This window comes from Streptomyces sp. PsTaAH-124, from assembly GCF_000373685.1.
GTDB classification, from domain to species: domain Bacteria; phylum Actinomycetota; class Actinomycetes; order Streptomycetales; family Streptomycetaceae; genus Streptomyces; species Streptomyces andamanensis.
Window position 1 is genome coordinate 110,573 of record NZ_KB892160.1, and the last position, 17,805, is coordinate 128,377.

Sequence of the window (17,805 nt, forward strand, 5' to 3'; positions counted from 1 at the left end):
GCCGTCCGCCCGCCGCCCGGTACCCGGCGCCCGCCGTCCGGCATCCGTCATCCGTCATCCGTACGGATGCTCGCCGGATGCGCCCCGCCCGCGTTCGGGTTCCACTCGGCGCATGAGCACCGAACCGCCGCCCCCCGGCTCCGAACCGCCCGCGGGCTCCGGACCCCCGCCCGGAGGCCAGCCGCCGCCGGGCGGCCCGCCCCCGGGAAGCGGCAACCCGTACAGCGGCGGCGGCAGTCCGTACAGCGGGGGAGGCGGCCCGTACGAGGGCGGCGGCTCTCATGAGGGCGGCGGCCCCTACGGCGGTGGCGGCGGTCCGTACGGCGGTGGCGGCGGTCCCTACGGCGGCGACCCGTACGGTGGTGGCCCGCCCCCCGGCGGCCCGCTCGCCGGGATGCCGCCGCTGGCGGAGAGCGGCAGGCGCACCCTCGCCCGGATCATCGACCTGGTCCTGGTCGGCATCGTCACCTGGGTGATCACCTGGGCGCTGCGCGTCAACGAGACGACGATGAACGCCGATCAGGTCGAGGTCGGTACGTCCATCGCGCAGTCGGTGGTCGGCGTGGTGCTCTACGTCGCCTACGACACCTTCATGATTTCCCGGTCGGGGCAGACGCTGGGCAAGAAGTGGCTGGGGATGCGGGTGGCGAACCTGAGCGACGGGTCGACGCCGTCCGCGGCCACCGCACTGGGGCGCTCGGCGGTGCTCTGGGTGCCGTTCTGGTTCTGCTGCGCCTGCATCTGGCTCGCGGTGTGCGGCGGCTGGAGCTACTTCGACCGGCCCTACAAGCAGGGCCTGCACGACAAGGCGGCCAAGACGGTGGTGGTCAGCACGGACCGGTGAGCCGACGCGGCGTCAGGGACGCGTGAGAGCAGCGCGGTCCGGTCCGGCGGCCCCGACGACAGCCGTCAGCGGCGGGCCGGGGTCCGGGGGCGTCCGGCGGCGGTCCGAGCCGCGGCGGCCATCGCGCCGGTGCCCGGCACCGCCGGGGAACCGGCCGCGGCGCTGCCGACGGCCGACGCGCGTGACTTCGGCAGCGGCACCGTCATGGCGACCAGGAGCCCCAGCGCGAGCGCCGCGAGGGCGATGACGGCGATCCCCACCCCCGAACTCGTCTGCGACAGCAGCAGCATGGCGAGCGTCGAGCAGATCACGGTGCAGGAGCCGTAGGCGAGCTGTGCGGCGGTCGGACGAGGCATGGCAATCGTGTCCTCGGAAGGATTGGGGGGTGCGACGGGGGCCGGCCTGGCGTCCCGTCCGCCGACTTCCGGGCGATCCGCCACATCGACTGTAATCTCCTGGATGCCCCTGCGGAACGCCCGGTAAGCGTGACCTAACCCACGGTGCCGGTGCACAGGGGGCGCACGGATTCACGGTGCGCCCTCCCGGGCCCGTTCCACGCGCCGGGACGGTCACCGGCCGGCGTCCGGCCCGCGTCCGGGCAGCCTGCGGTGCACCCCTGACCGTCCGTAAAGCGAACGAACGCTCCGCATAGTGCACTTGAACTGTCCAAGTCAAGGTCTGTCTTTTCTCGTAAACCTCTAGTCAAATGTCGTCACTTGACTAACACGCGTTGATCGCGCGCGGACTTTCTCGTGCCTCAGAGACCCCCCTTCCGCGCGTACGGACGCGTCAGGGGAGGACAGCAAGTGACCAGTAGACCCTGGACTTTCAGAGCAGCCGCGATCGGCGTCTCGCTCGCGGCGGCCGCCGCGACGTTCTCGACGTTCGCCGTCGCGGAGGCCGCCACCACGGCCGGCTCTCCCGCCGCCGTGAACCGGCACGACCCGCAGCCGGTCGGGCAGCACGAGCACAACCTCGACGGACCGCTGAGCAAGACCCAGGAGGCCCAGCGCCAGGAGGCCCTCAGCCAGGTCATCTCCGGCAAGGCCAAGGTCCAGAACCGCAATGGTTCCAAGGTCGTCGGCCTCAAGGGCAAGAAGGGCGACACCAAGTACGTCGAGCTGGGCCGGGAGAAGACCGACAAGATCTTCACCATCCTGGTCGAGTTCGGCGACCAGACCGACCCGAAGTACGGCGGCACCCCCGGGCCGCTGCACAACCAGATAGCCGCGCCGGACCGCAAGAAGGACAACTCCACGGCCTGGCAGAAGGACTACAACCAGAAGCACTTCCAGGACCTGTACTTCGGCACCGGCAAGAAGACCGAGTCGGTCAAGAAGTACTACGAGAAGCAGTCCTCGGGCCGCTACTCGGTGGACGGCGAGGTCTCGGACTGGGTCAAGGTCCCCTACAACGAGGCCCGTTACGGCTCGAACTACTGCGGCTCCACCAACTGCTCCAGCGTGTGGAACGTCGTCAGCGACGGCGTCAACGCCTGGGTGGCGCAGCAGAAGGCGGCCGGCAAGTCGGACGCCGCGATCAAGGCGGATCTGGCCAAGTACGACCAGTGGGACCGCTACGACTACGACGGCGACGGCAACTTCAACGAGCCGGACGGCTACATCGACCACTTCCAGATCGTGCACGCGGGCGAGGACGAGTCCGCGGGCGGCGGCGTCCAGGGCACCGACGCGATCTGGGCGCACCGCTGGTACGCGTACGGCACCGACGCCGGTTCCACCGGCCCGTCGGACAACAAGCTCGGCGGCGCGCAGATCGGTGACACCGGCGTCTGGGTCGGCGACTACACCATCCAGCCGGAGAACGGCGGACTCGGCGTCTACGCGCACGAGTACGGCCACGACCTCGGCCTGCCCGACGAGTACGACACCGCGGGCGGTGACAACTCCACCGGCTTCTGGACGCTGATGTCCTCCGGTTCCTGGCTGGGCCGGGGCGAGGACGCCATCGGCGACCTGCCCGGCGACATGAACGCCTGGGACAAGCTGCGTCTTGGCTGGCTGAACTTCGACACCGCCAAGGCCGGTGTGAAGTCCTGGCACAAGCTGGGCGTGTCCGAGTACAACACCAAGTACCGGCAGGCCGTGGTGGTCTCGCTGCCCGACAAGGCGGTCACCACCGAGGTCGTCAAGCCCGCGCAGGGCGTCACCCAGTGGTGGAGCGGCAGCGGCGACGACCTGAAGAACACCCTGACCCGGTCCGTCGACCTGACCGGCAAGAAGTCGGCCACGCTCAGCCTCGACGGCTGGTACGACATCGAGGCCAACTACGACTTCCTCTACACCGAGGTCTCGACCGACGGCGGCGCCAACTGGACCGCCCTGGACGGCACCGTGGACGGCCAGGCCATCCCGCGTGACGGCAGCGACAAGCCGGCCCTGACCGGTTCGGTCGACGCGTACAAGAAGCTGGCGTACCCGCTGGACGCCTACGCGGGCCAGAAGATCCAGCTCCGCTTCCGCTACCAGACGGACGGCGGCGCCGCGCTCAAGGGCTTCGCGGCCGACGAGATCGCGGTGACCGCGGACGGCACGGCGCTCTTCTCCGACAACGCCGAGACCGAGGACGCCGCCTGGACGGCGAAGGGCTTCTCCCGCATCGGCGCGTCCTTCACCAAGGACTACGAGCAGTACTACATCGCGGAGAACCGCCAGTACGTCTCGTACGACACCACGCTGAAGACCGGCCCGTACAACTTCGGTTCGGCCAAGCGCCCCGACTGGGTCGAGCACTACCCGTACCAGAACGGTCTGCTGATCTGGAAGTACGACACCTCCCAGGCGGACAACAACACCAGCGTCCACCCGGGCACCGGTCTGATCCTCCCGGTCGACTCGCACCCGACGGCCCTGCGCTGGTCGGACGGCACCCTGCTGCGCAACCGCGTCCAGGCGTACGACTCGCCGTTCAGCCTGTACCGCACGGACGGCATCACCCTGCACAAGGCGGACGTCAAGACCACGGTCAAGTCGTCGAAGGGGGTGCCGGTCTTCAACGACCACACCAGCACCTACTACGACGCCTCGAACCCGACCGGCGGGGTCAAGGTCACTGACACCAACACCCGGATCCAGATCACCAAGGAGGCCCACGACGGCTCCACGATCGAGCTGGAAGTCGGCCGCGCGGTGAAGTAAAGGTAAAAAGCCCAGGTCAAAAGCGTATCGGCGGCAACCCCCTGGCGGGTTGCCGCCGATCGTGTTTAGGTGCCTGCTGTGGCTCTCTTATTGACACCGACCGGAACGGGGAAGTGACCGCATGGCCGCAGGAGGCTTCAGCAAACTGCCGAACGGCACCGTCGTGGTCGCCCTCAACCTGCCCAGTCCCGCCCCCGGCAGCACCGGCGGCGTCCGGGTGCTCGTGCTCGCCCGCAACCGCGCCCGCGCCCTGACCCGGCTGCGCAACCTCGGTCTGCGCGCCGTCTACCTGCGGGGCAACGCCGCCCCGCCCACCCCGGACGAGATCACCGCGGTGCTGCACCACCCCGACGGCCTCATCTGGCGCACCTCGCCCGACGACGGCGGCGCCCCCGCCGGCCCCCCGGAGCTGTGGCACCCGATCAGGGCCCTGCTGCGCCCGCGCACCCCCGGAGCGGGCGTCAGCCCCGCCCAGGTCTGAGCACGCCCGGGTCCGTACGCCCCTGCGTCACCGCCCTAGGCGACGACGGGCTTGCCGGTCAGCTCCACGCCCGCCCGGCGCAGCTCCTCAAGGGCCCGCTCGGTGGTCTCCCCGGCCACGGCGGCGGTGAGGTCCAGCAGCACATGGGTGCGGAAGCCCTCGCGGGCCGCGTCCAGGGCGGTGGCGCGCACACAGTGGTCGGTGGCGATCCCGACCACGTCGACCTCCTCGACCTCCCTGGCCCGCAGCCAGTCGGCCAGGGACACGCCGTTCTCGTCGACCCCCTCGAAACCGCTGTAGGCGGCCGAGTAGGCGCCCTTGTCGAAGACGGCGTCGACCGCGCCGGAGGCGACGGCGGGCGCGAAGTTCGGGTGGAAGCCCACGCCCTCCGTGCCCGCCACGCAGTGCGGGGGCCAGGAGTCGACGTAGTCGGGGTGCTCCGAGAAGTGCCCGCCGGGCGCGATGTGGTGGTCGCGGGTCGCCACCACGTGCCGGTACCCGGCCGGGGCCTGCCCGATCAGCTCGGTGATCGCGGCGGCCACGTCGGCGCCGCCGGCCACCGCGAGGCTGCCTCCCTCGCAGAAGTCGTTCTGCACATCGACGACGATCAGGGCGCGGCGCATGTCGGGTGTCCTTCGGTTCCGGGGATCAGCGGGCTGGACGGGGTCTGAGGGTCCTGGTCGGGGCGGAGACGGCCATGCGCTCTAGCTACCCGACGCCCCGGTGGCGTACTCCGTCGGGAGGACGGGTTCCCCGCGCGAGAGCTGGGTGGCCGACAGCGGCAGCCCCGCGCGGGCCGCCACATGCCGGTCCCGTACGGCGTCCAGCGGCTCCCGGCGGACCACCTCGCCGCCCTTGACCAGCTCGACCTGGAGCTGCTGGTCCGCCAGTGCGACGGGCACCGGCCCGGTGCCCACCACCTCGGCCTCGGCGACGCCGTACGCGTCCAGGCGCCGGGCCGCCCACTTGCGGCCGCCGATGGAGGTCTTGCCGCCGCTGGACCGTTTCGCCACCGGCTTCAGCGGCGCCCCCGGGTCGGCGGACTCGGCACGGGCGACCAGCTTGTAGACCATGGAGCAGGTCGGGTGGCCGGAGCCGGTGACCAGCTGGGTGCCGACGCCGTAGGCGTCCACGGGCGCGGCGGCCAGCGAGGCGATGGCGTACTCGTCCAGGTCGGAGGTGACGACGATCCGCGTGTCGTGCGCGCCCAGCTCGTCGAGCTGCTGGCGCACCCGGTGCGCGACCAGCAGCAGATCGCCGGAGTCGATGCGCACCGCGCCCAGCTCGGGCCCGGCCACCTCCACGGCCGTGCGCACGGCCTCGGCCACGTCGTAGGTGTCCACCAGCAGCGTCGTGTCCCGGCCCAGCGACTCCACCTGGGCGCGGAAGGCGTCCCGCTCGTTGTCGTGGACCAGGGTGAAGGCGTGGGCGGAGGTGCCGACGGTGGGGATGTTGTAGCGGAAGCCCGCGGCCAGGTCGGAGGTGGAGGCGAAGCCGCCCACGTAGGCGGCGCGGGAGGCGGCGACCGCGGCCAGCTCGTGGGTGCGCCGGGCGCCCATCTCGATCAGCGGCCGCTCCCCGGCGGCCGAGGACATCCGGGAGGCGGCGGCCGCGATCGCGGAGTCGTGGTTGAGGATCGACAGGATCACGGTCTCCAGCAGCACGCACTCGCCGAAGGAGCCCTCCACCCGCATGACGGGGGAGCCCGGGAAGTAGACCTCGCCCTCGGGATAGCCCCAGATGTCACCGCTGAACCGGTAGTCGGCCAGCCACTGGAGCGTCGGCTCGTCCACGACCTGCTTCTCGCGCAGATAGCCGAGGACGTCCGCGTCGAAGCGGAAGTTCTCCACCGCGTCCAGCACCCGGCCGGTTCCGGCCACGACGCCGTAGCGGCGGCCCTCGGGCAGCCGCCGGGTGAAGACCTCGAAGACACTGCGCCGCTCGGCCGTCCCGGCCTTCAGGGCGGCCCGCAGCATCGTCAGCTCGTAGTGGTCGGTGAAGAGCGCCGTAGAGGGAACATCCACCGGCAGCCCAAGGTCCGCTGTGTTCATGACCGAGAAGCGTACTCCCATTTCGTCAGTCTGACGATTTAGGGATGCGGCCAGCTCGTTTGTGCTCCCGCGCCCCGGTAGTGGCAGCATGGGCCTTGTGACGTCAGCCGCACCCATCGAGATCGAGAAGACCGAGTCGGCACAGGAGGTCTTCGCCGTACCCGAGCCCGACGTCCCCTGGGTGACGATCGTCCACAACGATCCCGTCAATCTGATGAGCTACGTCACCTATGTCTTCCAGACGTACTTCGGGTACTCGAAGGACAAGGCGACCAAGCTCATGCTCGACGTCCACCACAAGGGCCGGGCGGTCGTCTCCAGCGGCACCCGCGAGGAGATGGAGCGGGACGTTCAGGCCATGCACGGCTACGGCCTGTGGGCCACCCTTCAGCAGGACCGCAAGTAGCCAAGCGGCCGGTGGCGCACGCGCCGACGACGGCCCGGACCGGAAGCAGCGAATCCCCTCCATGCCCGGACACTTCGAACCGCTCCCCGGCGGCGGCGCCGCCGTCGCCCTCGACGACGTCGAGATCTCCATCATCCGCTCGCTGGCGATCCAGCTCCTGGAGCTGATCGGCCCCGGGCCCGCCGAGGACGAGGGCGCCGACCCGCTCGCCGAGCTGTTCGCCGAGGGCCCGAGCGAGCCGCCCGCCGACCCGGTGCTCAGAAGGCTCTTCCCGGACGCCTACGGCGACCCCGGGCAGCCGCCGGCCGGCGCCGAGGAGGCCGCCGAGCAGCGTGCGCACGCGGCCGAGTTCCGCCGCTTCACCGAGAACGACCTGCGGGCCGGCAAGCGCGAGAACGCCCTCGCGGTGATCCACTCGCTCAACGCCCTCGCCGCCTCCGGTGAGGGCGGCGCGGTGCTGAAGCTGTCCCCGGAGGAGTCCCGGCGCTGGCTCGGCGCCCTGAACGATCTGCGCCTGGCCATCGCCTCCCGGCTGGAGATCGGCGCCGAGGACGACGCCGACGACCTCTACCGGCTGCCGGACGAGGACCCGCGCAAGCCGATGGTGATGGCGTACCTGTGGCTGGGCGGCCTCCAGGAGACCCTGGTCTCCACCTTCATGCCCTGAGGTGTCCCGCGGCGCCCCGGGTGTCCCGGGGTGTCCTGGGGTGTCCTGGGGTGTCCTGGGCGCTCTTCCCCCGCCTGCCCGGATCATCCCGTTCCGGGATGATTTCCTGTCCGCTCAGAGGATGCTCAAATCCGGATAACGATCGCGTCACCGCGACCGGCCCATTTCGGCCGGTCGCGTGTGTTTTGTCGGTTTTTCCAGGTTCCCCTGGTGTCGTGAACCACACGTACGTCCTGCGATCAGTGGTTCGAGCGTGATAAATCTTCACGACCGCCCGGCGAACACCACCCACGTTCGCCCGGGTGCGCCACCGAGCCGCCCACCAGCGGCCAGGCACAACTCCATTTCAGTCCGGGGGGATCGCGACCCGATCCGCGGCCGACAGACGGCCCGGGTCGGCATGGAGAAAGGCGCACGACACATGACCTCAGCGCGGGTCGAGAAAGAACGCGCCGGCACGGAGGCCGTGCCGGACGGCGAGGGGTACCAGCGCGGGCTCGGTGCCCGCCAGATCCAGATGATCGCCATCGGCGGTGCGATCGGCACCGGTCTGTTCCTCGGCGCCGGCAAGAGCATCTCCAAGGCCGGACCCAGCATCATCCTGGCGTACGCGGTCGCCGGTTTCGTCATCTTCCTCATCATGCGGGCGCTCGGCGAGCTGCTGATGTACCGCCCGGTCTCCGGTTCCTTCTCGGAGTACGCGCGCCAGTTCATCGGCCCCTTCGCGGGCTTCGTGACCGGCTGGACCTACTGGCTGTTCTGGGTCGTCACCGGCATCACCGAGGTCACCGCGGCGGCGGCGTACATGACGTACTGGTTCGAGATCCCGCAGTGGGTCTCGGCGCTGGTCTTCACCGTCGTGCTCTACGGCGCCAACCTGATCTCCGTGAAGCTCTTCGGCGAGCTGGAGTTCTGGTTCTCCATGGTCAAGGTCACCGCCATCATCGGCATGATCCTGATCTGCGTGGGCGTCCTCACGATCGGCTTCTCCGACGCGGGCGACACCGCCTCCGTCTCGCACCTGTGGAACGAGGGCGGCTTCTTCCCGCACGGCGTCGGCAACACGCTGATGACCCTCCAGATGGTGATGTTCGCCTTCCTCGCCGTCGAGCTGGTCGGTGTGACCGCGGGCGAGTCCAAGGACCCCAAGACCGTGCTGCCCCGGGCGATCAACACCGTGCCGTGGCGCATCGCCGTCTTCTACGTCGGCGCGCTGATCATGATCCTTTCGGTCGTGCCGTGGACCGCCTTCCACGCCGGTGAGAGCCCCTTCGTGGTCGCCTTCCAGAAGATGGGCCTGCCCGCCGGTGCCGGCATCGTGAACTTCGTGGTGCTCACCGCCGCCCTGTCCTCCTGCAACTCGGGCATGTACTCCACCGGCCGCATGCTGCGCGACCTCGCGCTCAACAGCCAGGGCCCGCGCTTCTTCACCAGGCTGACCAGCAGCGGCACCCCGCTGATCGGCACGACGTTCTCCGCCGCGCTGATGCTGGTGGGCGTCTGGATCAACTACCAGTGGCCGGGCAAGGCGTTCGACTACGTGGTGTCCTTCGCGACCATCTCCGGCATGTGGGCCTGGATCGTCATCCTGGTCTGCCAGATCCGCTACCGCCGCAAGTCCGACCGCGGCGAGCTGCCCGTCTCGGAGTTCCGCGCCCCCGGCGGCGTCTGGGCCAGCGTGTTCGCGCTCGCCTTCATCGGCATGGTGATCGTGCTGATGGGCATCGACAAGGACGCCCGGGTCTCGCTGTACTGCGCGCCGGTGTGGGGCCTGGTCCTCGCCGTCGCCTACCTGGTGCTCAAGCGCCGCAACCCGGAGGCCGCCGCCTTCAGCAGGCGCTGACCTCCTTCCGCAGGACGTCCGGCCGGAGCGGCCGCTCGTGGGAACCGCTCCGGCCGCCGCTCAGGGCGTCCGGCATATGGGCCGTCCCGTACCACTCACCGGTACGGGGCGGCCCGTCCGCCGTCCGCCGGGCGTTGACCGGCGCGCCGCGGGCCGTTCTGCTTTCCTGCTTATCCTGTGGCCCATGCTGACCATCACCCAGTCGCTCCACGACCAGATCGTCGCCCACGCCCGCGCGGACCACCCCGACGAGGCGTGCGGAGTGGTCGCCGGACCCGCCGGTACCGGCCGCCCCGAGCGGTTCGTCCCGATGCTGAACGCGGCCCGCTCGCCCACCTTCTACGAGTTCGACTCGCAGGACCTGCTCAAGCTCTACCGCGAGCTGGACGACCGCGACGAGGAGCCGGTGATCATCTACCACTCCCACACCGCGACCGAGGCGTACCCCTCGCGCACCGACATCTCCTACGCCAACGAGCCCGGCGCCCACTACGTCCTGGTGTCCACCGCCGACACCGACGGGGCGGGCCCGTTCCAGTTCCGCTCGTTCCGCATCGTGGAGGGCGAGGTCACCGAGGAGGAAGTGACGGTCGTGGCGGCGTACTGACGGGGCGCGTCTCGCACCGCGGATACCGGACGTCCGCAGGGTGAGATCACATTCCAGGGTGCGGACCGGGAATCGATACGATGAGCCCATGGTTCTCCACGACGTGAGCGACGAGATCCCGGGCACGCTGCTCGTGGCGCGGCTGCACGTCGACCTGTGCAGGTTGAACAGCGCCATCTGTTGACGTTCCCTGCCGCCGCCGTACGGCCGTGAGCCGCGGCGCTCCCCGGGGCCGACGCCCGGGGGGACCTCCCTCGCGCGCCCCCCCGATCCGACGACATCTTCCTGACAGGAGCCCGCACCCATGGCCATCGAGGTCCGCATCCCGACCATCCTCCGCACCTACACCGACGGGCAGAAGGCCGTGGAGGGCAACGGGGAGACCATCGCCGCGCTCTTCGCCGACCTGGAGGTCCGGCACCCGGGCATCCAGGCGCGCATCGTGGACGGCGAGCAGCTGCGCCGCTTCGTCAACGTCTATCTGAATGACGAGGACGTCCGCTTCCTGGACGGCATCAGCACCAAGCTCGCCGACGGCGACAACGTGACGATCCTGCCGGCGGTCGCCGGCGGCATGCGCTGAACGGCCGCTGAGCAGCGATGCGCTACGACTCCCCGCTGGCCGCGGTGGGCAACACCCCTCTGGTGCGCCTGCCGCGGCTCTCGCCGTCCGCCGACGTCCGTATCTGGGCGAAGCTGGAGGACCGCAACCCGACCGGCTCGGTCAAGGACCGTCCCGCCCTGCACATGATCGAGCAGGCGGAGAAGGACGGCCGGCTCACCCCGGGCTGCACGATCCTCGAACCCACCTCGGGCAACACCGGCATCTCGCTGGCCATGGCGGCGAAGCTCAAGGGCTACCGCATGGTGTGCGTGATGCCCGAGAACACCTCCCAGGAGCGCCGCGACCTGCTCGGCATGTGGGGAGCGGAGATCATCTCCTCCCCGGCGGCGGGCGGCTCCAACACCGCCGTGCGCGTCGCCAAGGAGCTGTCCGCCGAGCACCCCGACTGGGTGATGCTCTACCAGTACGGCAACCCGGACAACGCGGGCGCGCACTACGCGACCACCGGCCCGGAGATCCTGGCCGACCTGCCCTCCGTCACCCACTTCGTGGCGGGCCTGGGCACCACCGGCACCCTGATGGGTGTCGGCCGCTATCTGCGTGAGCACAAGCCGGACGTGCGGATCGTCGCCGCCGAGCCGCGCTACGACGACCTGGTGTACGGCCTGCGCAACCTCGACGAGGGCTTCGTCCCCGAGCTGTACGACGCCTCCGTGCTGACCACCCGCTTCTCGGTCGGCTCCGCCGACGCCGTCACCCGTACCCGGGAACTGCTCCAGCAGGAGGGGATCTTCGCGGGCGTCTCCACCGGCGCCGCGCTGCACGCCGCGATCGGCGTGGGCCGCAAGGCGGTCACGGCGGGGGAGAGCGCCGACATCGTCTTCGTCGTCGCCGACGGCGGCTGGAAGTACCTGTCCACCGGCGTCTACACCGCGGCCACCACGCAAGAGGCCATCGAGACGCTCCAGGGCCAGCTCTGGGCCTGACCGCCGCGCCGGCACCCCGCCCGCAGGAGCCGTGAGCCCGGTCCCGGAAGGGCCGTGAGGCCGGTCCCGGAAGGGCCGTGAGAGCGGTCCCGGAAGGGCCGTGAGAGCGGTCCGGGAAGGGTCGTGAGCCCGGTCCGGACCGGGCCCGGCCCGTCTCAAGCACGTCCCAGCCCCCTCCCACGAGGGGGCCAATCTCATCCTATGGAGGGGCAAAGAAATCCCTCCGGTACTGCCGTCCCCCGGCGGCCCGGGGCTACGTTCCTGGCGCACCCTGTCATGTCACGATCACGCGGCGTACAGGGTGTGGAGTGTCATGCTCATGACTGCGCGGCTACCGCCGCCACGCGCGTCACGGGCTGCCCGACCAGTGCGATCCCCACGTCAACGGAGGCAGTACCCCCATGCGTGAGTCACGCCCGAGCAGCCGGAGACGGAGTCCGCGCCGACTCCTCGCCGTCGCCTTCCCCGCCCTCGCCCTCACGGTCACCGGGTTCGTCGCGGCACCGACCGCAGGAGCGGCCCAGCCCGCCGCCGCGCACCCGGACACCGGCAGGACCGCCCAGAACGCGCACGCCCTCACCGCCCCCGAGCGGCAGGTCCTGCACAGCACCGGCACGGCCGGACAGAAGGTCCCCACGACCCGGCTGTGCGCCGACGCCCGTCCCGGCGAGGCCAGTTGCTTCGCCCAGCGCCGCACCGACATCCAGCAGCGGCTGGCCTCGGCGCTCGCCGCCGCGCCCTCCGGCCTCTCCCCGGCCAACCTGCACAGCGCCTACAACCTGCCCTCCTCGGGCGGCTCCGGCCTGACGGTCGCGGTGGTCGACGCCTACAACGACCCCAACGCCGAGTCCGACCTGGCCGCCTACCGCTCGCAGTTCGGGCTGTCCGCCTGCACCAAGGCCAACGGCTGCTTCAAGCAGGTCAGCCAGACCGGCTCCACCACCTCCCTGCCGACGAACGACAGCGGCTGGGCCGGTGAGGAGGCGCTCGACATCGACATGGTCAGCGCGGTCTGCCCCAACTGCAACATCATCCTGGTGGAGGCCAACTCGCCCACCGACGCCGACCTCGGCACCGCCGAGAACGAGGCCGTCGCGCTCGGCGCCAAGTTCGTCTCCAACAGCTGGGGCGGCGACGAGGAGTCCTCGCAGACCAGCCTGGACAGCCAGTACTTCAAGCACCCGGGCGTCGCGATCACCGTCTCCTCGGGCGACTCCGGCTACGGCGCCGAGTACCCGGCGACCTCCCAGTACGTGACCGCCGTCGGCGGCACCGCGCTCACCACCGCGTCCAACTCCCGCGGCTGGAACGAGACCGTCTGGAACACCAACTCCACCGAGGGCACCGGCTCCGGCTGCTCCGCCTACGACCCGAAGCCGAGCTGGCAGACCGACACCGGCTGCGCCAAGCGCATGGAGGCCGACGTCTCCGCGGTCGCCGACCCGGCCACCGGCGTCGCCGTCTACGACACCTACGGCGGCAGCGGCTGGGCGGTCTACGGCGGCACCAGCGCCTCCGCGCCGATCATCGCCGGCGTCTACGCCCTCGCGGGCACCCCGGGCGCGAGCGACTACCCGGCGAAGTACCCCTACGGCCACACCGGCAACCTGAACGACGTGACCAGCGGCTCCAACGGCTCCTGCTCCACCGCCTACTTCTGCAAGGCCGCCACCGGTTACGACGGCCCGACCGGCTGGGGCACCCCCAGCGGCACCGCCGCCTTCACCGCGGGCGGCTCCACCGGCAACACGGTCACCGTCACCGACCCCGGCAGCCAGTCCACCACCGTCGGCGGCTCCGCCAGCCTCCAGATACACGCCACCGACAGCGCGGGCGCGGCCCTCACCTACACCGCCACCGGCCTGCCGTCCGGCCTGTCCGTCAACGGCTCCACCGGCCTGATCACCGGCACCGCCTCCACCGCCGGCACCTACCAGGTCACGGTCACCGCGAAGGACTCCACCGGCGCCACCGGCTCCGCCTCCTTCACCTGGACCGTCGGCACCGGCGGGGGCGGCACCTGCACCGCCGCCCAACTGCTCGGCAACCCCGGCTTCGAGTCGGGCGGCTCCTCCTGGACCGCGTCCAGCGGCGTCATCACCACCGACAGCGGTGAGGCCGCCCACGGCGGCTCCTACAAGGCGTGGCTCGACGGCTACGGCGCCACGCACACCGACACCCTGTCCCAGACGGTGACGATCCCGGCCGGCTGCAAGGCCGCCCTCACCTACTACCTGCACGTCGACACGGCGGAGACCACCCGCACCACCGCCTACGACAAGCTGACGGTGACCGCGGGCAGCAAGACCCTGGCCACCTACTCCAACCTGGACGCGGCCACCGGCTACACCCAGAAGACCGTCGACCTGTCGTCCCTGGCGGGCTCCAGCGTCACGCTGAAGTTCAGCGGCGTCGAGGACGCCTCACTCCAGACCAGCTTCGTCGTCGACGACGCGGCCCTGACGACCGGCTGACCGTCCCGCCGGTCACCCACCGGCACACCGCTGGTCACGCATCCGTACACCTGCTGGTCACGCACCCGCACACCGCGACCCCGGCCGGAGCCACCGGCCGGGGCCCCGGCGTGCGCGGGACCGGGGATCCTGATGTGCTGGAGAAACGTCTCATCGGCACCAGGGCACCGGCCACCGGGAACGGGACAGCAGAAAGGCGGCCCCCATGCGCCGTACGACGCTCCACCGCACCACCCTCGCCACCGCCGCGACGGCGACGGCCCTGCTTCTGGCGGGCTGCGGCACATCGCAGGACGGCAAGGGCGGCGGCGGGTCGCCGGGCACCACGGCCCCCGCCTCCTCACCGGCCGCGACCGCCCCCACGAACCCCACGGCCTCCACGAACCCCACGGACTCCGCGAGCGGCGGGAGCACCGCGCCCTCCGCCCCGGCCTCCCCGCCGGTCTCCGCCTCCCCGCCGCCCCCGGCCGGCTGCACCGGCCACGCCGACCTGACCGCCGCCGACTCCGGCCGCACCGTCTGCCTCACCGTGGGCGGCTACCTCCGGCTCACCCTGGACGGCACCAAGGACCGCCCCTGGGCCCCCGTGACGGTCAGCGGTGGCGGTGGCGTCCTCAAGGGCGCCGACGCCGGCATCGTGATCCTTCCGGGCGACGCGCTCGCCGCCTACACCGCCACCGCCCCCGGCACGGCCCGCCTGACGTCCTCGCGCCCGATGTGCGCGACCTCGCCCGGGACCGTGGCCTGCCAGGGCATCGCCCGATGGACGGTCACCGTACGGGTGACCCGGCCGTGAGAGCGTCCCGCGCGGCGCCGGTTCCGCGCCCCGGCCCGCGCCTCACCCGGCCAGGTAGCGCACCTGGTCCCAGAGCACCGGATCCACGACCCCCACCCGGCGCCGGAAGTCCCACACCGGCACCTCCCGCACCTCGTCGGTCTCCAGAAAGCTGGTACGGCCCCGCGCGTCACCCACCGAACCGGGCGGCAGCGGGATCACCCCGGCCCGCTCCTCGTGGTACCGGCTGGTGATCTTGGCGACCCGGGCGCGCTTGCCGTGCACGGACAGCACCAGGCAGGGCCGGTCCTTCGCCCCGGGGCCGTCCTCGTAGGGCACGTTCGCCCACCAGATCTCCGCCGGGCGCGGACGCGCGGGCGCACCCCGGTCCTCCCGGCCCCTCGGCCGCGCGGGCGGACGCGACCTGCGCCCCGCGGGCCGGCGCCCCCGGCCCCACCCGTCGACGAGCGTGGCGACGAGCGCGAGCAGCACCACCGCCGCGAGCGCCAGCCACCAGGACGTGTCCATGAGAACGACGTTACCGGCGCGCGAGCGTCCCTGCGCGCCCTCTTCCGCACCTCGTGCGCCCCACGTCCAGCCGAACCGGTGACACCACAGGTGAGTTCGCCCACAACCCACCTGTGCAAAGGAGCGACCGGCCGTCGCGCGCCGTACTCTCGACGGACCGCACGACCCCCGTCACCTTCTGTATCCACCCGCCAGCGGAGGTTTCTGCTCCATGAAGCTCACCGTCGTCGGCTGCTCGGGGTCGTTCCCGTCCGCGGAATCGGCCTGTTCGAGCTACCTCGTAGAGGCCGACGGCTTCCGGCTGCTCCTCGACATGGGCAACGGCGCCCTCGGCGAGTTGCAGCGCCACTGCGGTCTCTACGACCTCGACGCGATCTTCCTGAGCCATCTGCACGCCGACCACTGCATCGACATGTGCGCCTACTTCGTGGCCCGCTACTACCGGTACGACGGCGGACGCTGCGCCCCGCTGCCGGTCCACGGTCCCGAGGGCACCGAGCACCGGCTGACCACGGCCTACGCCGACACCCCCTCGGCCTCCTCCATGAGCGAGGTCTTCGACTTCCACACGGTCAAACCGGGCACGTCCGAGATCGGCCCCTTCACCGTGCACACCGAGCGGGTGGCCCACCCGGTGGAGGCGTACGCCATCCGCCTGGAGCACGGCGGCCGGTCCCTCACGTACTCCGGTGACACCGGCGTCAGTGAGGCCCTGGACGAACTGGCCCGAGGCGCGGACCTGTTCCTGTGCGAGGCCGCCTTCACGGACGGCAAGGAGAACATCCCCGACCTCCACCTCAACGGCCGCGAGGCCGGCGAGTCCGCCGCCCGCGCCGGGGCCCGCCGCCTGGTCCTCACCCACGTCCCGCCGTGGACCGACCCGCAGATCAACCTCGCCGACGCCCGCGCGGTCTACGACGGACCGGTGGAACTGGCGGCGCCGGGAGCGGTGTACGAGATCTGACGGACATGAGGAGACAGACGCGCGAAGGCCCCCCGGCCTGACGGCTCGGGGGGCCTCCTCACGTCCTGCGGGGACTCACGCCTTGGTGAGGTCCTCGACCTCCTCCTCGGGCTCGCGGCCCGGGGTGGGGAGGTTGAACTTGGTGATGGCGAAGCGGAAGGTCACGTAGTAGATCGCCGCGAAGACCAGTCCGATCGGGATGATCAGCCAGGGCTTGGACGCCAGGTGCCAGTTGAGCGCGTAGTCGATGAAGCCGGCCGAGAAGTTGAAGCCGTCGTGCACGCCCAGGCCCCAGGTGATGGCCATCGACGCGGCGGTGAGCACGGCGTGCAGCACGTACAGGATCGGCGCGATGAACATGAACGAGAACTCGATCGGCTCGGTCACACCGGTGACGAACGAGGTCGCGGCCAGCGAGATCATCATGCCGAGGACGGCCTTGCGGCGCTCGGGACGGGCGCAGTGCGCGATGGCGAGCGCGGCGGCCGGCAGACCGAACATCATGATCGGGAAGAAGCCGGACTGGAACAGACCGGCGGACGGGTCGCCGTGCAGGAAGCGCGGGATGTCACCCTGCCAGACCTGGCCGGAGGCGTCGGTGAAGCTGCCGAGCTGGAACCACGAGACGGTGTTGACGAACTGGTGCATGCCGACGGGGATCAGCGCGCGGTTCACACCGCCGAAGAGCGCGGCACCGCCCGAGCCGAGGCCGGTCATCCAGTCGCCGAAGTTGGTGATGCCGGTGCCGATGGGCTTCCAGATCAGGGCGAAGACGACACCCATCACGATGCCCACGAAGGCCATGATGATCGGCACCAGACGGCGGCCGTTGAAGAAGCCGAGCCAGTCCACCAGCTTGGTGCGGTGGAACCGCTGCCACAGGACGGCGGCCAGCAGACCCATGATGATGCCGCCGAGCACCCCCGGGTTGTTGTAGCTGGCCTCGACTATCTTCCCCTTCTCGATGTGCTGCTCGGTGAGGGGGAAGGCCTCCAGGACCTTGCTGTAGACGAGGAAGCCGACCACCGCGGCCAGAGCGGTCGAACCGTCCGACTTCTTGGCGAAACCGATGGCCACGCCGATGCAGAACAGGATCGGCAGCGAACCGGTCAGCGCGCCGCCCGCGTTGTTGAACACGGCGGCGACCTTGTCCCAGCCCAGGCCGTCCTTGCCGAAGATGTCGTCCTGGCCCAGCCGGACCATGATGCCCGCGGCCGGCAGCACGGCGATCGGGAGCTGCAAGCTGCGGCCGACCTTCTGCAGGCCCTGGAAAAGGCCAGATCCCCGCTTCTTCGCGGGTGCCGCCGTCGATTCGGCGGTGGCGGTGCTCATACGTCCGTCCTCCATCGGGTGGTGGTCTACACCACTCAGTGGTGTAGACCTGTTGTAGCACGATGAAGGTGGCGTAAGGAACCCGCGAAAACGCGACCGAACCGCTACACGCCGTGCGGACTCC

18 protein-coding genes are annotated in these 17,805 nt (G+C 70.8%); 13 read left to right on the forward strand and 5 right to left on the reverse strand.

Annotation, left to right across the window (positions count from 1 at the left end; genetic code table 11):
• The first annotated feature begins 112 nt into the window (after positions 1-112).
• Positions 113-844: an RDD family protein gene (locus tag B086_RS0106300; RefSeq protein WP_018565558.1), complete on the forward strand. Its 732-nt coding sequence runs from the start codon at positions 113-115 to the stop codon at positions 842-844.
• Between the two features lie 65 nt (positions 845-909).
• Here B086_RS0106300 and B086_RS39290 read toward each other — a convergent pair whose 3' ends face one another.
• Positions 910-1,200, reverse strand: coding sequence for a hypothetical protein (locus tag B086_RS39290; RefSeq protein WP_018565559.1), 291 nt, complete (start codon positions 1,198-1,200; stop codon positions 910-912).
• Positions 1,201-1,650: 450 nt separating this feature from the next.
• Here B086_RS39290 and B086_RS0106310 point away from each other — a divergent pair, with 450 nt between their 5' ends.
• Both B086_RS0106310 and B086_RS0106315 read left to right on the forward strand, forming a co-directional pair.
• The gene (locus B086_RS0106310; protein ID WP_018565560.1) at positions 1,651-4,002 is read left to right on the forward strand and encodes an immune inhibitor A domain-containing protein; all 2,352 of its coding nucleotides are present in this window, start codon (positions 1,651-1,653) and stop codon (positions 4,000-4,002) included.
• A gap of 121 nt (positions 4,003-4,123) precedes the next feature.
• Complete coding sequence (locus B086_RS0106315) at positions 4,124-4,483, forward strand: hypothetical protein (protein WP_018565561.1); 360 nt, start codon at positions 4,124-4,126, stop codon at positions 4,481-4,483.
• 35 nt (positions 4,484-4,518) lie between these two features.
• On the opposite strand, the gene B086_RS0106320 is transcribed toward B086_RS0106315, so the two are convergent.
• Both B086_RS0106320 and B086_RS0106325 read right to left on the reverse strand, forming a co-directional pair.
• Positions 4,519-5,106, reverse strand: coding sequence for an isochorismatase family protein (locus tag B086_RS0106320; protein ID WP_018565562.1), 588 nt, complete (start codon positions 5,104-5,106; stop codon positions 4,519-4,521).
• An 81-nt stretch (positions 5,107-5,187) separates the two neighbouring features.
• Positions 5,188-6,534 carry a nicotinate phosphoribosyltransferase gene (locus B086_RS0106325; RefSeq protein WP_026252158.1) on the reverse strand — a complete coding sequence of 449 codons (1,347 nt, stop codon included), beginning with the start codon at positions 6,532-6,534 and terminating at the stop codon, positions 5,188-5,190.
• Between the two features lie 88 nt (positions 6,535-6,622).
• Here B086_RS0106325 and clpS point away from each other — a divergent pair, with 88 nt between their 5' ends.
• From clpS to B086_RS0106375, 9 genes are all read left to right on the forward strand, one after another.
• The gene (gene clpS / locus B086_RS0106330) at positions 6,623-6,940 is read left to right on the forward strand and encodes an ATP-dependent Clp protease adapter ClpS (protein ID WP_026252159.1); all 318 of its coding nucleotides are present in this window, start codon (positions 6,623-6,625) and stop codon (positions 6,938-6,940) included.
• 61 nt (positions 6,941-7,001) lie between these two features.
• On the forward strand, positions 7,002-7,607 hold the full coding sequence (locus tag B086_RS0106335; RefSeq protein ID WP_018565565.1) for a DUF2017 domain-containing protein: 606 nt from the start codon (positions 7,002-7,004) through the stop codon (positions 7,605-7,607).
• 421 nt (positions 7,608-8,028) lie between these two features.
• The gene (locus B086_RS0106340; protein WP_018565566.1) at positions 8,029-9,450 is read left to right on the forward strand and encodes an amino acid permease; all 1,422 of its coding nucleotides are present in this window, start codon (positions 8,029-8,031) and stop codon (positions 9,448-9,450) included.
• Positions 9,451-9,634: 184 nt separating this feature from the next.
• Entirely contained in the window at positions 9,635-10,057 is a 423-nt protein-coding gene (locus B086_RS0106350; protein WP_018565568.1) for a Mov34/MPN/PAD-1 family protein, read from the forward strand.
• Between the two features lie 88 nt (positions 10,058-10,145).
• Positions 10,146-10,241 carry a putative leader peptide gene (locus tag B086_RS46060; RefSeq protein WP_018565569.1) on the forward strand — a complete coding sequence of 32 codons (96 nt, stop codon included), beginning with the start codon at positions 10,146-10,148 and terminating at the stop codon, positions 10,239-10,241.
• Between the two features lie 120 nt (positions 10,242-10,361).
• Positions 10,362-10,640, forward strand: coding sequence for a MoaD/ThiS family protein (locus B086_RS0106360; protein WP_018565570.1), 279 nt, complete (start codon positions 10,362-10,364; stop codon positions 10,638-10,640).
• A gap of 17 nt (positions 10,641-10,657) precedes the next feature.
• The gene (locus B086_RS0106365; protein WP_018565571.1) at positions 10,658-11,608 is read left to right on the forward strand and encodes a PLP-dependent cysteine synthase family protein; all 951 of its coding nucleotides are present in this window, start codon (positions 10,658-10,660) and stop codon (positions 11,606-11,608) included.
• A gap of 401 nt (positions 11,609-12,009) precedes the next feature.
• The gene (locus B086_RS0106370; protein WP_018565572.1) at positions 12,010-14,082 is read left to right on the forward strand and encodes a putative Ig domain-containing protein; all 2,073 of its coding nucleotides are present in this window, start codon (positions 12,010-12,012) and stop codon (positions 14,080-14,082) included.
• Positions 14,083-14,287: 205 nt separating this feature from the next.
• Positions 14,288-14,878, forward strand: a complete 591-nt coding sequence (locus B086_RS0106375; protein WP_018565573.1) for a hypothetical protein — start codon at positions 14,288-14,290, stop codon at positions 14,876-14,878.
• A gap of 42 nt (positions 14,879-14,920) precedes the next feature.
• Here B086_RS0106375 and B086_RS0106380 read toward each other — a convergent pair whose 3' ends face one another.
• Positions 14,921-15,385: a type II toxin-antitoxin system PemK/MazF family toxin gene (locus tag B086_RS0106380; RefSeq protein ID WP_018565574.1), complete on the reverse strand. Its 465-nt coding sequence runs from the start codon at positions 15,383-15,385 to the stop codon at positions 14,921-14,923.
• Positions 15,386-15,596: 211 nt separating this feature from the next.
• Between B086_RS0106380 and B086_RS0106385 the strand changes: the two genes are divergently transcribed.
• Positions 15,597-16,349, forward strand: coding sequence for an MBL fold metallo-hydrolase (locus tag B086_RS0106385; protein WP_018565575.1), 753 nt, complete (start codon positions 15,597-15,599; stop codon positions 16,347-16,349).
• Positions 16,350-16,424: 75 nt separating this feature from the next.
• Here the strand turns inward: B086_RS0106385 and B086_RS0106390 are convergent, their stop codons facing one another.
• Positions 16,425-17,681, reverse strand: coding sequence for a PTS transporter subunit EIIC (locus B086_RS0106390; protein WP_018565576.1), 1,257 nt, complete (start codon positions 17,679-17,681; stop codon positions 16,425-16,427).
• Positions 17,682-17,805: the final 124 nt, after the last annotated feature.

Bases quoted from the DNA above. Each gene is read 5' to 3' on its own strand.
- B086_RS0106335 (WP_018565565.1), top strand. From the start codon at position 7,002: ATGCCCGGACACTTCGAACCGCTCCCCGGCGGCGGCGCCGCCGTCGCC.
- B086_RS46060 (WP_018565569.1), top strand. From the start codon at position 10,146: ATGGTTCTCCACGACGTGAGCGACGAGATCCCGGGCACGCTGCTCGTG.
- B086_RS0106315 (WP_018565561.1), top strand. From the start codon at position 4,124: ATGGCCGCAGGAGGCTTCAGCAAACTGCCGAACGGCACCGTCGTGGTC.
- B086_RS0106385 (WP_018565575.1), top strand. From the start codon at position 15,597: ATGAAGCTCACCGTCGTCGGCTGCTCGGGGTCGTTCCCGTCCGCGGAA.
- B086_RS0106350 (WP_018565568.1), top strand. From the start codon at position 9,635: ATGCTGACCATCACCCAGTCGCTCCACGACCAGATCGTCGCCCACGCC.
- B086_RS0106320 (WP_018565562.1), bottom strand. From the start codon at position 5,106: ATGCGCCGCGCCCTGATCGTCGTCGATGTGCAGAACGACTTCTGCGAG.
- B086_RS0106380 (WP_018565574.1), bottom strand. From the start codon at position 15,385: ATGGACACGTCCTGGTGGCTGGCGCTCGCGGCGGTGGTGCTGCTCGCG.
- B086_RS0106390 (WP_018565576.1), bottom strand. From the start codon at position 17,681: ATGAGCACCGCCACCGCCGAATCGACGGCGGCACCCGCGAAGAAGCGG.
- B086_RS39290 (WP_018565559.1), bottom strand. From the start codon at position 1,200: ATGCCTCGTCCGACCGCCGCACAGCTCGCCTACGGCTCCTGCACCGTG.
- B086_RS0106370 (WP_018565572.1), top strand. From the start codon at position 12,010: ATGCGTGAGTCACGCCCGAGCAGCCGGAGACGGAGTCCGCGCCGACTC.
- B086_RS0106300 (WP_018565558.1), top strand. From the start codon at position 113: ATGAGCACCGAACCGCCGCCCCCCGGCTCCGAACCGCCCGCGGGCTCC.
- B086_RS0106325 (WP_026252158.1), bottom strand. From the start codon at position 6,534: ATGAACACAGCGGACCTTGGGCTGCCGGTGGATGTTCCCTCTACGGCG.
- clpS (WP_026252159.1), top strand. From the start codon at position 6,623: ATGGGCCTTGTGACGTCAGCCGCACCCATCGAGATCGAGAAGACCGAG.
- B086_RS0106375 (WP_018565573.1), top strand. From the start codon at position 14,288: ATGCGCCGTACGACGCTCCACCGCACCACCCTCGCCACCGCCGCGACG.
- B086_RS0106365 (WP_018565571.1), top strand. From the start codon at position 10,658: ATGCGCTACGACTCCCCGCTGGCCGCGGTGGGCAACACCCCTCTGGTG.
- B086_RS0106340 (WP_018565566.1), top strand. From the start codon at position 8,029: ATGACCTCAGCGCGGGTCGAGAAAGAACGCGCCGGCACGGAGGCCGTG.
- B086_RS0106360 (WP_018565570.1), top strand. From the start codon at position 10,362: ATGGCCATCGAGGTCCGCATCCCGACCATCCTCCGCACCTACACCGAC.